Origin of the sequence: Marinomonas arctica, assembly GCF_003259225.1 — a bacterium.
Classification (GTDB): Bacteria; Pseudomonadota; Gammaproteobacteria; order Pseudomonadales; family Marinomonadaceae; genus Marinomonas; species Marinomonas arctica.
The window spans coordinates 56049-69900 of sequence record NZ_QHJF01000002.1; the positions used below are offsets into that span (position 1 = coordinate 56049).

Sequence of the window (13852 nt, forward strand, 5' to 3'; positions counted from 1 at the left end):
CCAATTACCCTAATATTTCTAATTCATTTGTCAGTTTGATTTTGCCGTGGTTTTCCACGTTTAAAACCGTGCCATTTTCACCATTGATGGTGACACCCTGAATCCGTGTAGGTAGCTGAGTGGTGAGTGCCGAAACCTCACCCTTTTCATTGATTGACGAGGCGGCAAAACGGTATTCGCCAGGCGGCAAAGGATTTCCGTCATCATCTAACTTGTCCCATTTGAATTCCCCAGAACTCAATGCAGCAGTGCGGACTAAACGATTATCTACATCGTATATTTTTACGCTGGCAGATTGAGAATTCTCAGGTATCACGGTTCTCAATTGCACTGACTCAAGACCCTCGGTGACTTTCGCTTTACTGCCATCCATCAGGATAGACTTACCCACTAAGGTAGACGCACTCAGAGCCTGATTGGATGTAAGCGAAGTGGCCATGTTCTCTAATTGATCTGAAATACTCGTCAGTCTCTCCAACGAACTAAACTGAGACATTTGTGCCACCATATCATTCGCATCTTGCGGAGACGTTGGGTCTTGGCCTTTAAGTTGTTCAATGTATAGCTTCAAAAACACATTTTGATCGGCTAACGCGCCAGCTTCTTCCGCTTTTGATACATCTGGCTTTTCAATGCCTGCTTTGGATTTAGCCGCGTCTGTTCCATACTGGGAAATTAACCCACCGAGACCTTTGCTATCAGATATATTTGCCATCTATCAGCTCCTATGACTGACCAAGCGTGAGCATTTTTTGCATCATGCTTTTCGCTGAGTTCATAATTTCTACGTTTGTCTGAAAGGATCTGGAGGCTGACATCATATCCGCCATTTCTTCCATCGGATTCACGTTAGGATAAAAAACATAACCTTCTTCATTCGCCATTGGATGATCTGGTTCATATCTTGGCTGCAACGGCGCGTCGGACTCTACAATACCATCAACCTTCACTCCAACACCGGCCCCCATGTCATCGGCCTTAACACTACCCCAGCCGTTTTCACGCATACTGTCATTCATCATTTCTGAAAATACCGGCTTGCGAGCACGGTATGTCTGATCTGCTGAACTGGCAGCGCTGTCTACGTTCGCCATATTACTGGCAATCGTATTCAAACGAACTGTTTGGGCGCTCATCGCAGACCCAGAAATCGTAAAAATATTACTCAATGACATGGCTATTAATTCCCAATAAGCGCTTTTTTCATACCGCTAATTTTTCTATCCAAGAACATAAAACTCGTATCGAATTGCAATGAGTTTTGCGCATACTCTGCCTGCTCTCTTTGCATATCAACGGTGTTACCGTCTAAAGATGGCTGATTCGCATTGCGAAAAAGCAGCTCATCGGACTCACCAGCAATCCCTTCTCCTGATATATGACGAGAATTTGTACCAGCAAGTTTCAGTTTATGGTTCTCAGCATTAAATAGTGAATCGAATGAAATATCTCTGGCCTTATAATTTGGCGTATCAGCATTGGCGATATTATTTGCTAGAACTGCCGCTCTCGCGCTACGAAACTCAAGCGTTTTATCATGCCCTGCAAAGGCACTTGCAAAAGATATGGCCATTCGATCCTCAACAACAATTTAGTAACTTGATCAATACTAAGCAATTATAGTGCCAAAAATAAAAACCCTTTTAATTCATGCACTTAAAAAAATAATATTGGGAAACGGCAAAAAGCGGCAAGATCTAAGAGATTGAATAAAGAAATAAAAAAGCCCATCGATGTTGATCGGATGAGCCCTTTAAATGACGGATAGGAGGAGAAGCGAGTAGCTTAAGATTTAGCCTTGTAGACTATTCCTGGATGACACTGTACGATTTCAAAGTAATCTGACAAACCACTCAGTGCTTCTGAACCGCCAAGAAACAAATACCCCCCAGGTTTCAAGCAAGCGTGCATTCTCTTCAAAATATCCAACTTAAGATCGACGGTAAAATAGATCAGCACATTTCGACAAAAAATCACGTCAAATTTACCCAGAGCAGAGAAGGATTCAATCAGATTCAAATACTTAAACTCAACCCGAGCGCTTAAATGCGGTTTAATCTTCCATGTTAAGTCGTTTATCTTGTCAAAATAGCGTCTTTGTAAGTCCGGACCAAGACCACGAGCAATCGCCAAGCTGTCGTATTCCCCTTGCTTAGCATGCTGAAGAATATTCGTACAAATATCGGTCGCCACTATTTTTTCACCTGTTTTCAATACCCCAGGGCGAGCCGATTTGAACTCCTCTATCACCATACTAATGGAATAAGGTTCTTGACCTGTTGATGACGCAGCCGACCAAATTCTAAGCGGACCTGAGGTCATTTCGGGCAACACCCTATCCTTTAAAATGGTAAACGGGTGAATATCTCTAAACCAGAGTGTTTCATTGGTTGTCATTGCATTAATGACTTCCTCTTTTAGTTTAGAGCTTCCATATTTTTCTAAGGCATCAACAAGCTGCTCGATCTTAGAAAAACCTTCTCTTTCTAAGACTTTACCCAAACGGCTGGCAACCAGATACTGCTTGTTATCACTCAGTGAAATACCACAAGCCTTCTGCAGATAGTCTCTAAATCTAATATACCCATTAGGTGTAATTGCATTTGTACTACTGAGCATTAAAACTCCATATTTTACAGGTTCCATTTAAGGCTAGACAAAGTACCCAGCCCAACCATTATTCAGACTGAACCTGCACTGTTTCTATTGCCAATCGAGCCAGCTCATCTGGCTGAAACTTCGCCAAGAAGCCATCTGCCCCAACTTTCTTAACCATTGATTCGTTAAAGACACCACTTAATGAGGTATGAAGAAGAATAAATAAGTCCTGTAGACGACTATCATTACGAATAGAAGTTGTTAACGTGTATCCATCCATCTCAGGCATTTCTATATCGGAAATGACCATAGAAAACTCTTTCGTCACATCCTTACCTTCCGCCACCATGTTTTGTAGGTAAGTCAGCGCTTCTCGTCCATCACAAAGAACCGTCGTTGCAAAACCGACTTGCTCCATACAACGCTTAATCTGCTTACGTGCCACAGAAGAATCGTCCACTATGAGTATATGGTGTTTCTGCGCATTTTCTGTGACACCCGCATTGACAATACCTTCCGAAATATCTTGGCGAGTCGGAGCCACTTCGGAAAGGATTTGTTCAACATCAATGATCTCAACCATCTCTTTATCAACCTGACAAACGGCGGTTAGATAGTTGTCATTTGACAAACCTTTTGGTGGCGGCTGAATATCACTCCAGTTCATGTTGACAATACGCTCTACGCCGCGCACTAGAAAACCTTGAATGCGACGGTTGTACTCCGTAATAATAACAAAACACTGGCTGATATTTTCCATTGGGCTAGCCCCAGTCGCCAACCCTAAATCCAAAATAGGGATAGTGCCACCACGAATATGGGCGACGCCTCTTACCACCGGTGAGCTATGTGGCATGGTTGTTAGCTTAGGGCACTGAAGCACTTCTTTGACTTTAAAGACGTTAATGCCATAAATTTGCTTACCATTTAAGCGAAACAACAGCAATTCAAGTCGGTTTTCTCCTACAAGCTGTGTACGTTGGTTAACAGTATCCAGAACTCCAGCCATAAACGCCTCCAAAATGTGTAAACATTATAATGAGGTATCACCTCAAAATTGTTAAAATGCATCATCCAATGATAAAGTGATTTTTACTTTTTTACTAACTATCTTATTTATAACTCAATCATAAACAAAGAGAGTGAATCATGCGAATAATAAGGCTAACCGCAGCCTTCCTTTGTTTCCATACAGGCCTAACATTCGCCTTATCAACAGAAGAACAAATTAATCACTACATCAATCAAGTAGAAATCCCTCGATTGTCAGAAATATACTCTGAGGCGGAAATCCGCATCACTTTGAACAATCTCGCTGCCCTCAATTATCTACCCGAATGTGAGGACGAGGCAATTCAAATCAGCAACCAACGCCCTGAAGCCATTAAACGCACAAACTATGAGATCAGTTGCAACTCACCGGCGTGGAAATCTTATATACCCGTCACCCAGGAAATTTTAATTCCTGCGATCAAAACCACCACTCCGATTAACCGTGGACAAGTTATAACACAATCCAATACGGACATAGGCGACGTTGATATATCCAGCCTAAGAGGGCAGGTTTATACCAAAAAGAATCCACCCTATGGCCTTATCGCCTCACGCAATTTACGCATTAACACCTTCATAACCGACGCGCTTGTAGACCAACCGACACTTGTCAAAAAAGGCGATCTCGTTTTAATTACAGCAAGCAGTGGCACCATTATAGTCAGAATGAATGGTGTTGCCTTAGAAAATGGTGTAAAAGGACAACAGATACGAGTAAAAAACACCAGTTCTGAACGAATTATATACGCCAAAGTTGTAACTGACAGTGAGGTTCTTGTAAACTATTGAGTACAGACTGATCGGCAATTTACCAAATCCTTTTTCTTAGACTTTTTATTAAAGTTTATATAGACCCAGCCGACAACATAGACAGGCATATCATTTAAGGGCGGAAAACCCAATGGCAATAAATTTTACAGGTCTATCAAACCAAGGCACGATCAACAAAAGCGAACGATCGCAAAAAGAAGATGCGACGGGTAGTGCTACAGAAAAACAAGGCTCTGTACAAAGCGGCGGCACACTAGCTGAAGATACCGTTCGACTAAGCGGTACCGCACAGACCTTGCAGAATCAGCAATCTAAAATTAACAATTTACCGGATGTCGATATGGCCAAGGTAGAACAAATCAAAAGTGCGATAGCGGCTGGCGAATACAAAATCGATACGCAGAAGTTAGCGAATAATATGGCTTCTATGGATTCGCTGTTCTAGACTGTATTGTAAATACAGTCTCTAAACGGTTTGCCTTATGATCCCCATTGCCCCTATATTTGTCAGAAGCAAAGAGTTACTAGAGAAAATATCTTTGCTTTTAGATGAAGAAAGATTGGCTTACAGTAAAATTGACAGCGACGCTATTATTAGTTTGTCTGAGCAAAAACAAGAACTCCTCAATGAAATGAATCAGCTCAATGAGAAAAGGGTTAATATTCTCATTAAATTTGACATTGTTGACCGAAAAAAACCTACTGAAGAAGCGTTTAAACATTGGCTTAGCTTGCAAGATAGCTCTATGGACAACGTCCGCTTGCTAATGCAAGAGTGTGAAGCACTGTTAAGACAGTGTAAAACCAAAAATAACACCAATGCACGCATTTTAAATACCCTGCAGAAACGCAATAAACACCTCTTCGAACTTCTTCAAGGCCATAGCAGTAAAAATAAGGTCTATACAGCCAGAGGATCCACCCGCCCAATTAGCAGCAAACACACATTAGGTAGGGCTTAAAAAGCCATACGAATCAACACTATAATGAGTGCGTGTTTGTGTTTCTGGCAAAAATAGGGTATAAAACCTCCTTCAAAATACGTCCTCATAGGTAAACGGGATATACCGGCCGCCTCCTAAGCAGCTATTCCAGGTTCGAGTCCTGGTGAGGACACCACTTTTCTGTATACATCAAGAAAAGCCAGACACAAAAAAAGCGCTTGTAAGCGCTTTTTTTGTGTCTAGAACAAGTGCTTATTCTACATCAATCACTTCAAAGCTATGAACGATTTTCACCCCACCTCTCTCAAGCATAAGAGAAGCAGAACAATACTCTTCTGCGGACAGTTTAACCGCACGGGCAACCACACTTTCTTTCAAGTTACGCCCCGTCACAACAAAATGCACTCGAATTTCAGTAAACACGGCCGGCACAGTATCAGCACGATCCGCATCAATCTGCGCAACGCAGGAAACGACATCCTGACGTGACTTCTTTAAAATCCCCACAACATCGTAGGAAGTACAACCACCAAGACCCGCCAACAGTAGCTCCATTGGTCTTGGACCAGCTACTTGATTACCGTCAATTTCCACCTTAAAGCCTGAGCCTGTTTCAGCGGTAAAATGCACATCCTCTTGCCAACTCACATTCGCTTTCATATTTTAACCTTATATTGTTCAGCCATGACTAAAACTGTCGCCACTACGATTGAAACAGCTCAGCTAATTTTTTACCTGGATCGTCAGCACGCATAAACGCTTCGCCGACCAAGAAGGCATGGATTCCTTTCTGACGCATTAACGCCACGTCATCACGGGTATGAATACCACTCTCAGTGACAATGAGTCGATCCGAAGGCACCTCTCCCATCAACTCAAACGTATGATCTAAACTCAACTCAAAAGTGTGAAGGTCTCGGTTATTAATACCAAGCAACTCGGTATGAGTATATTCCAGCGCCAAATCCAACTCGGGACGGTTGTGCACCTCAACCAAAACATCCATACCCAAATCGCGCGCCATTTGATCCAATTCACGCAACTTTTGGCCACTTAAACAGGCGGCAATCAGTAGCACGCAGTCTGCACCAATTGCCCTAGCTTCAAGGATCTGATATTCGTCAACAATGAAATCCTTACGGATAACAGGCAATTTACAGGCCGCTCGTGCTTGCACTAAAAATTCTTCATGACCTTTGAAAAAGTCACTGTCAGTCAACACAGACAAACAGGCCGCACCGCCTTTTTCATAGGACTTTGCTATATCCGCTGGAACAAAAGGGCTGCGTAAGATCCCTTTACTCGGAGAAGCCTGCTTAACCTCGGCAATAACGGCCGCCTTACCTATGGCAATCTGATGCTTTAACGCATGAGCAAAGCCACGAGGCGCATTATGAACATTGGCGACAGACGCCGCTACTTCTAAGTTGCCATAAGGCGTATGAGACTTTCGTTCGTTAATCTCTTCGTACTTACGAGCGACTATTTTCTTTAAAATGGTCGGAGTTTCTATTTGCATGGGTGACTGCTCCTCTCTATCACAGTGAATCAGGGCTCATAAAACAACGAGTAAAACTGGCCAATTCAGACATTTTTACCTTCGCTGTACCACCACCAATCACATCTTCGGCAATGTTTATCCCCTCAGCCAAGGTATCCGCAATACCTGAAACATAAATCGCCGCGCCAGCATTTAAAGCAACAATGTCTCGAGCCGGATTAATTTTCCCTTTGCCGTCCAACGCCATTTTTACTAACGCAAGACTTTCCGTCGCATCGGCCGCTTGAATGGTATCAATAGACTGCAGAGGAATACCAAAGTCTTCAGGGGAAATTTTGTATTCTAAAATCTCTCCATTTTTCAACTCCGCAACATAGGTAGGTGCCGCAATACTAATTTCATCTAGGCCATCTTCTGAATGAACCACCATCACATGTTCACTGCCCAGCGCTTTTAAAACTTCTGCAATAGGACGTACCCATTTTTGATGAAATACACCCATCACTTGACGCTTGGCATTTGCTGGATTGGTTAAGGGACCCAGTAAATTAAAAATGGTACGAGTGGCCATTTCTTTACGAGGACCAACCGCATATTTCATCGCTGAATGATGATTCGGCGCAAACATAAAACCTAAACCAATTTCCTCGACACATCGGCATACTTGCACCGCATCTAGGCCAAGGTAAATACCAGCCTGCTCCAATACATCCGCGCTACCTGATTTAGAAGACACGGAACGACCACCGTGCTTTGCCACCTTGCCACCGGCCGCCGCTACAACAAAAGCAGACGCGGTCGATACGTTAAATAAATTACCGCCGTCTCCTCCCGTACCACAGGTATCCACAACACCGTCAAGGTTTAACTCCACCTTACTGGACAACTCTCGCATGACTTGTGCTGCCGCCGTAATTTCTTCGACCGACTCACCTTTCATTCTTAGGCCAATAAGAAAACCACCTATTTGTGCTGGTGTGGCTTTTCCCGTCATGATGTCATTCATTACTATGCGCATCTCAGCACCATTTAAATCTTGGCGCTCAACAACAGCAGCAATCGCCTTTTGAATATCCACCAGCCTCTCCTATCGTATTAAAATTATCGTGTTAAGAAATTGGCCAATAAAGCATGGCCCGCTTCGGTCAAAATCGACTCAGGATGAAATTGCACCCCTTCTACGGCAAGCGTTTTGTGTCGAATACCCATAATCTCTTCCCTGTCGCCCGCCGCATTTTGACTCCAAGCTGTCACCTCTAAGCAGTCTGGCAAAGAGTCCGCAGATATGACTAATGAATGATAACGCGTTGCCGTTTGCGGATTAGGCAATCCTGTAAATACCGACGTATTGTGATGATAAATACGCGACGTTTTACCATGCATGACATTTTTAGCACGAATCACTTCGCCACCAAAGACTTGACCAATACTTTGATGACCTAAGCAAATACCCAATATGGGAATCTTACCCGCAAACGCCGCAATCGCCGCTAAGGATATACCCGCTTCGTTAGGCGTACAGGGACCGGGTGAAATCACCAGATGCGATGGGGCAAGACGCTCAATATCTTCGAGACTAATCTCATCATTACGAAATACCTGCACATCTGCACCCAACTCACGAAAGTACTGCACTAGGTTATAAGTAAAAGAGTCGTAATTGTCGATCATCAATAACATAAAGAAGAGACACGCCTAAAAGCAATAAAATTTCGTAATGTAAAATGCGCTAAATTCTACACTGTCGCAAACATTGTGTCTCGCCTAGGAAGGATACGATTTTTTGCCACTCCAACACAAAGCCCTGTTTGAAAGGCATACGATTATGCGACAACCCTAAAATCATGCTATCTTTACCATCATTATTTTGTGTTTTAAGGATGCTCTGTGCATAGCCAAGTCGCCGATCTCATCGAAACCCTCATTCATGACGAACATTCTCCCGAATCTATTAATAAGGCCATTTCCGAGTTAACGCCAGATGATGTGGCCTTAGCACTTGAATCCATCCCTCTGGCCCAACGTAAACAAGCCTGGGCGAATATTAAACAGGCCAATCGTCTTGATATTTTAGTTGAAATGCGCGGTGAATCTCGCCAGCTACTGCTAAAAGGGTTAGATGATACGGAAATAGAGACATTATTTACCGATGTAGATGCGGAAGACTTGCTTGAAATAACCGACTCGCTACCCGACCGATTAGTCGATATTGCACTTAAGCAAATGGACAACAAGCAGCGTGAATATTATCAACAAGGTATCGTTTACGATGACGATGTTGTCGGCCGCTGGATTGATCATGAACTCTTAATCGCCTCGCAGTCCATTCGCGTTTCAGAAGCGTTAAGGTTGCTCAAAAAAAGCACACCCAATTACACTGATATGGTGTATTTGGTAAATAGAACAGGCCGCTGGGTGGGTTGTGTCAGATTTGATCGTTTATTTAAGGCGCAAGGACATGAACCTATTTCTAGCTTAATCGATGAAGAATGTACCTTTATTCATGCCGATACTGCACTGACCAAGGCCGCCGAACAACTGGAACGATCCTCCTTATCGGCGCTACCTGTTGTGGACGACAATCACATTCTCTTGGGCCGCTTTCATGCAGGACTCGCCATGGAAACTTGGCGTCTAGAAAACGAAGCCCAGCAAATGTCGACAGCCGGCCTCAATGAAGAGTCAGACCTATTTGCGCCAGTAAAGCGCAGCGCTGCAACTCGTGGCATCTGGCTTGGTATTAATTTACTCACCGCCTTCTTGGCTTCGGCGTTTATCGGTTTATTTGAAGCCACATTACAGCAAGTGGTTGCCTTAGCGGTATTAATGCCCGTTGTTGCTTCAATGGGCGGCATCGCTGGCAGTCAAACCTTGACCTTAATTGTGCGAGGCCTAGCACTCGGACAAATTACCCGCAGCAACTTGAAGTCATTACTGTCAAAAGAATTAAAAGTCGGTGGATTGAATGGCTTATTATGGGCCATTGTCATCGGTGTCGTCACACTTTGGTGGTTCGAAAGCCCCATGCTGGGTGCCGTTATCGGCCTCGCCATTATTGTCAATATTTTTATGGCAGCGCTTTCTGGGGTACTCATCCCCGTTTTACTGGATAAATTACGTATCGATCCAGCCTTGTCTGGCTCCGTTATTTTAACCACGGTAACGGATATCGCCGGATTCGTCGCCTTCCTAGGGCTGGGAACGCTACTACTACTTTAACCCTTTTAGCTTTACCCCTTTAACAATTCATATGACAAAGAGATTAGAAAGAAAATGAACTGGGAAACAATGCAAATCTATTTAGGCCTTGGCGATACCCAAATGCATTGGGTAGTTCGAGTATTCTTGGTGGTGCTAAGCACGCTCCTTGCCAATTTTGTCGCTAATCATATTTTGACACGGATAGACAAACAACTAGAGCGCACCAAAACACCTTGGGATAACGTACTGATTCATGCCGCACAAAGACCCATCGGAGTCTTCATCTGGTTAGTAGGCTTAAGCGTTGCTGCTGAAATATCTGGCTCTGAGATGGATCCAGGACTGTCTTCACTGATTAAGTCTATCCGAGAAATTGGCGTTATTGTCATCCTCTCTTGGTTTATTCTGCGCTGCATATCCGAATGTGAAAAAACCCTCACTAATTCCCAAAAAATCAAAACCCCTGTTGATTACACCACCGCCAGCGCAATCAGCAAGCTATTACGGGCTTCTGTTGTTATCACCTCAGCATTGGTTATCTTGCAAACATTAGGCTATAGCATTTCTGGTGTATTGGCTTTTGGCGGCATTGGCGGCATTGCAGTGGGCTTTGCGGCAAAAGACTTACTGGCTAATTTTTTTGGTGGGTTAATGGTGTATTTAGATCGCCCCTTTGCTATCGGCGACTGGATTCGTTCACCAGATCAAAATATTGAAGGTACTGTTGAGCACATAGGCTGGCGACAAACACGCATCCGTACCTTTGAAAAACGCCCGCTGTATGTGCCAAATGCCACATTTTCAACCATTTCTGTCGAAAACCCATCACGCATGACCCATCGCCGTATTAATGAAACGATTGGCGTGCGTTACAGCGATTTCGGTCTTTTACCGACCATTTTGGCTGACATAAAAAACATGGTAGCCAATCATGAAGACCTAGATACAGACCAGACTTATATGGTGAATTTTAATCAGTTTGGCCCTTCATCCTTAGACTTCTTTATTTACGCCTATACCAAAACAGTGGACTGGAGAACCTACCACAACGTCAAACAAGATGTTTTATTTCAAGCCATGCAGATCATAGAAGCACATGGTGCAGAAGTCGCGTTCCCAACACACACGCTTCATATGGCAAAAGACAATAAAATGGCATTATTGCCTGAACAACCGGGATCACCAGACCCCTTATCAACCGAACCTGCACAATGACAATGGATTCAAAAAAAATGCCAAGTTACATAACTTGGCATTTTTTCATGTGTGCTTTGTTTGACCATCAGCCTACATCATCTAGACCAATAACTCCGCCAAATCGTCAATAATCGCATCCGCACCTAACGCAGCCAAATCCACACCCTGGTGATAACCATAGGTTACCAAAGCGCATTTAAACCCTGCGTTACTGGCGGCTTTAAAATCGGTAATAGAATCCCCTATCATCAGACAATTTTCTGGCAAGGCTTCAATCGACTCACTACAATGCAACAAAGGCAAAGCAGACGGTTTCTTCTCTTCTAACGTGTCACCACCTAACAACCAACCAAATTGCTCCGTTAACTCAAAATGATCCAACATAGGTTTAACAAACACACTTGGCTTATTAGTAATTAACGCAACGGGCACATTATGATGTTTCAGCGCTTTCAACAACGCTTTTACATTAGGATAAAGGGTTGTTTTATCCGTCAGGTGAGCATGATAATGCAACAAGAAAGCTCGATACGCTTCGTCGTGTTTGGTTTTGTCTATTCCAGCCCAATCCAATGCCTGCTCAATTAACTTAGCCGAGCCAAAGCCCACCCAGCCTCGTACGCGATCCTCCCCCGCTAAAGGGGCACCCAATTCCGCCAAAAACGCATCAACAGCACCGGCGATATCAGGCACACTGTCAACCAAAGTGCCATCTAAATCCAGACACACCAGTTCAGGCCATCCCTCAAACCAATCGGAAAAATGTTTAGGTGTTTTCATTGACGGACGCTCGCTAATTCTTTGCGCATGGTATCAATGACAGACTTATAGTCGGCTTTACCAAAAATAGCCGATCCTGCCACAAAAGTATCCGCACCAGCACGCGCGATCTCAGCAATATTCTTTTCACTGACACCACCGTCCACTTCAAGGCGAATATCGTATCCACTAGCGTCTATCAGTGCTCGAGCTTCACGAAGCTTGTCTAACGTTCCTGGAATAAAAGACTGACCACCAAAACCTGGGTTAACAGACATCAGTAAAATCATATCCACCTTATCCATCACGTGTTTTAAGTAATGCAAAGGCGTCGCTGGGTTAAATACTAAACCCGCTTTGCAACCGCCGTCTCGGATCATCTGCAAAGAGCGATCTATGTGCTCGCTGGCTTCTGGATGAAAGGTAATAAAAGAGGCCCCTGCTTCAATAAAATCGCCAATCATACGATCTACTGGTTTCACCATCAAATGAACATCAATATCCGCGGTCACACCATGTTTGCGCAACGCTTTACAGACCATAGGGCCAATCGTTAAATTGGGAACGTAATGATTGTCCATCACGTCAAAGTGTATGATATCGGCTCCGGCCTCCAACACATTGTCAACTTCTTCGCCCAATCGAGCGAAATCGGCAGAAAGGATAGAAGGGGCAATGATAAAATCATTCATATCTGACTCCAGCAGTGACACAATAAAGGTCTCATAATGAAAATTTACACGGCATTTTACCAAGACACTTAAAAGAAGTATTGAAAACAATGAAGAAATTTACCGCGCTAAGCCACGCCATCATTACACTTCTTTTCTTGAGCAAAAGCCTCCCTGTTTTAGCAGAAGAGCCACAAGCGGCGACCAATGGCACACCTGAAAACCCTATCACGCCAACAGACAGCACGACAAATGAGAGCGCCCCAGCACCAACCCCTGCAACACAAAGCAACGCTGAATATGTAATCCCTCAGCCACAAGCATCCCGCCTTGATGCACTAAAAACGTCTTTAATGTTGAGACAGCTAAATCATCAAATACAAACATTAGAGGCGAACGGCGAGCCTTTTCTTACCCTTTACAGAACATCAATGACCAGCGACACGCAAGGCTGCCTCATCCTCTTGCACTCAGATAACGAACACCCCGACTGGCCTGATGCTATAGCACCATTGCGTAATGCCATGCCGGAATACAGCTGGTGCACCTTATCCATTGACGTGCCAGACATTATCAAGCGCGCAGACCCTATAAAAATCAATACATCAACACCAAACGACTCATCAACCGCCGACAATACACAACCAACATCCGCTGAGCTGCCTAACCAAGCTATGGTTTTTGGTCGAATAAACGCCGCTATCACTTACGCAAAGACACAAAACATCGAACAATTTAGTTTTCTTGGCTATGGAACTGGCGCAAGTTACGCATTGAGTTTTTTAGCCGCGAACCAAGACGCGGGTACCGCTTTAATTCTCATTGACATGGAATCACCATCAAACTCTCCTAGCTACGAAATGGCTCAAAAAATTCGCCAAGTACCCCAGCCTATTTTGGACTATTACGTTAGCTCAACAAGAAGTGATCAATTTGCGATGTGGCGCAAACAAGCCGCCAACCAAAGGACTGAAAAACGAGGGGACTTTATTCAACTGGATGCCTTGCCCGATAGGGTCACTGGAAAAGACAGCAAACAACTGCTTATACAGCGAGTTCGAGGCTTTTTAAAACAAAATACCGATCAAAAAAACCAACAAAAAACACTACCCAGGGTAAATAAAGGGCTCTTTTACGAAAGCCCTATTAACAACTGA

Annotated in this window: 17 protein-coding genes and 1 tRNA gene; 7 read left to right on the forward strand and 11 right to left on the reverse strand. The window is 43.8% G+C overall.

The window, feature by feature from the left end:
• Positions 1 to 4: 4 nt before the first annotated feature.
• The 5 genes from DK187_RS01360 to DK187_RS01380 form a co-directional block, all read right to left on the reverse strand.
• The gene (locus tag DK187_RS01360) at positions 5 to 715 is read right to left on the reverse strand and encodes a flagellar hook assembly protein FlgD (protein WP_111605544.1); all 711 of its coding nucleotides are present in this window, start codon (positions 713 to 715) and stop codon (positions 5 to 7) included.
• Between the two features lie 10 nt (positions 716 to 725).
• Entirely contained in the window at positions 726 to 1175 is a 450-nt protein-coding gene (gene flgC, locus DK187_RS01365; protein ID WP_111605545.1) for a flagellar basal body rod protein FlgC, read from the reverse strand.
• Positions 1176 to 1180: 5 nt separating this feature from the next.
• Positions 1181 to 1573, reverse strand: a complete 393-nt coding sequence (flgB, locus tag DK187_RS01370) for a flagellar basal body rod protein FlgB (protein ID WP_111605546.1) — start codon at positions 1571 to 1573, stop codon at positions 1181 to 1183.
• A gap of 212 nt (positions 1574 to 1785) precedes the next feature.
• A complete protein-coding gene (locus tag DK187_RS01375; protein WP_111605547.1) occupies positions 1786 to 2619 on the reverse strand; it encodes a CheR family methyltransferase in 834 nt (277 codons plus the stop codon).
• A gap of 58 nt (positions 2620 to 2677) precedes the next feature.
• On the reverse strand, positions 2678 to 3607 hold the full coding sequence (locus tag DK187_RS01380) for a chemotaxis protein CheV (RefSeq protein ID WP_111605548.1): 930 nt from the start codon (positions 3605 to 3607) through the stop codon (positions 2678 to 2680).
• Positions 3608 to 3747: 140 nt separating this feature from the next.
• Here DK187_RS01380 and flgA point away from each other — a divergent pair, with 140 nt between their 5' ends.
• From flgA to DK187_RS01400, 4 genes are all read left to right on the forward strand, one after another.
• Positions 3748 to 4440, forward strand: a complete 693-nt coding sequence (flgA, locus tag DK187_RS01385) for a flagellar basal body P-ring formation chaperone FlgA (protein WP_111605549.1) — start codon at positions 3748 to 3750, stop codon at positions 4438 to 4440.
• Between the two features lie 112 nt (positions 4441 to 4552).
• Positions 4553 to 4867, forward strand: coding sequence for a flagellar biosynthesis anti-sigma factor FlgM (flgM, locus tag DK187_RS01390; protein ID WP_111605550.1), 315 nt, complete (start codon positions 4553 to 4555; stop codon positions 4865 to 4867).
• 37 nt (positions 4868 to 4904) lie between these two features.
• On the forward strand, positions 4905 to 5384 hold the full coding sequence (locus DK187_RS01395) for a flagella synthesis protein FlgN (RefSeq protein ID WP_111605551.1): 480 nt from the start codon (positions 4905 to 4907) through the stop codon (positions 5382 to 5384).
• 81 nt (positions 5385 to 5465) lie between these two features.
• A tRNA-Arg gene (locus DK187_RS01400) sits at positions 5466 to 5541 on the forward strand.
• A 77-nt stretch (positions 5542 to 5618) separates the two neighbouring features.
• On the opposite strand, the gene DK187_RS01405 is transcribed toward DK187_RS01400, so the two are convergent.
• The 4 genes from DK187_RS01405 to DK187_RS01420 are packed head-to-tail and all read right to left on the reverse strand — an operon-like array spanning position 5619 to position 8547.
• On the reverse strand, positions 5619 to 6026 hold the full coding sequence (locus DK187_RS01405) for an OsmC family protein (RefSeq protein WP_111605552.1): 408 nt from the start codon (positions 6024 to 6026) through the stop codon (positions 5619 to 5621).
• Between the two features lie 43 nt (positions 6027 to 6069).
• The gene (trpC, locus tag DK187_RS01410; protein WP_111605553.1) at positions 6070 to 6885 is read right to left on the reverse strand and encodes an indole-3-glycerol phosphate synthase TrpC; all 816 of its coding nucleotides are present in this window, start codon (positions 6883 to 6885) and stop codon (positions 6070 to 6072) included.
• 19 nt (positions 6886 to 6904) lie between these two features.
• Positions 6905 to 7945 carry an anthranilate phosphoribosyltransferase gene (gene trpD / locus DK187_RS01415; RefSeq protein WP_111605554.1) on the reverse strand — a complete coding sequence of 347 codons (1041 nt, stop codon included), beginning with the start codon at positions 7943 to 7945 and terminating at the stop codon, positions 6905 to 6907.
• Positions 7946 to 7968: 23 nt separating this feature from the next.
• Positions 7969 to 8547 (reverse strand): anthranilate synthase component II, encoded by a 579-nt coding sequence (locus DK187_RS01420; RefSeq protein ID WP_111605555.1) that lies wholly within the window; start codon positions 8545 to 8547, stop codon positions 7969 to 7971.
• Positions 8548 to 8754: 207 nt separating this feature from the next.
• On the opposite strand from DK187_RS01420, the gene DK187_RS01425 reads away from it, so the two are divergent.
• Both DK187_RS01425 and DK187_RS01430 read left to right on the forward strand, forming a co-directional pair.
• The gene (locus tag DK187_RS01425) at positions 8755 to 10086 is read left to right on the forward strand and encodes a magnesium transporter (protein WP_111605556.1); all 1332 of its coding nucleotides are present in this window, start codon (positions 8755 to 8757) and stop codon (positions 10084 to 10086) included.
• Positions 10087 to 10140: 54 nt separating this feature from the next.
• Positions 10141 to 11283, forward strand: coding sequence for a mechanosensitive ion channel family protein (locus DK187_RS01430; RefSeq protein WP_111605557.1), 1143 nt, complete (start codon positions 10141 to 10143; stop codon positions 11281 to 11283).
• An 81-nt stretch (positions 11284 to 11364) separates the two neighbouring features.
• On the opposite strand, the gene DK187_RS01435 is transcribed toward DK187_RS01430, so the two are convergent.
• On the reverse strand, positions 11365 to 12045 hold the full coding sequence (locus tag DK187_RS01435) for a phosphoglycolate phosphatase (RefSeq protein WP_111605558.1): 681 nt from the start codon (positions 12043 to 12045) through the stop codon (positions 11365 to 11367).
• On the reverse strand, positions 12042 to 12716 hold the full coding sequence (gene rpe, locus DK187_RS01440; RefSeq protein ID WP_111605559.1) for a ribulose-phosphate 3-epimerase: 675 nt from the start codon (positions 12714 to 12716) through the stop codon (positions 12042 to 12044). The genes DK187_RS01435 and rpe overlap by 4 nt, the downstream gene beginning before the upstream one ends.
• A gap of 89 nt (positions 12717 to 12805) precedes the next feature.
• Here rpe and DK187_RS01445 point away from each other — a divergent pair, with 89 nt between their 5' ends.
• A complete protein-coding gene (locus DK187_RS01445) occupies positions 12806 to 13852 on the forward strand; it encodes a DUF3530 family protein (protein WP_111605560.1) in 1047 nt (348 codons plus the stop codon).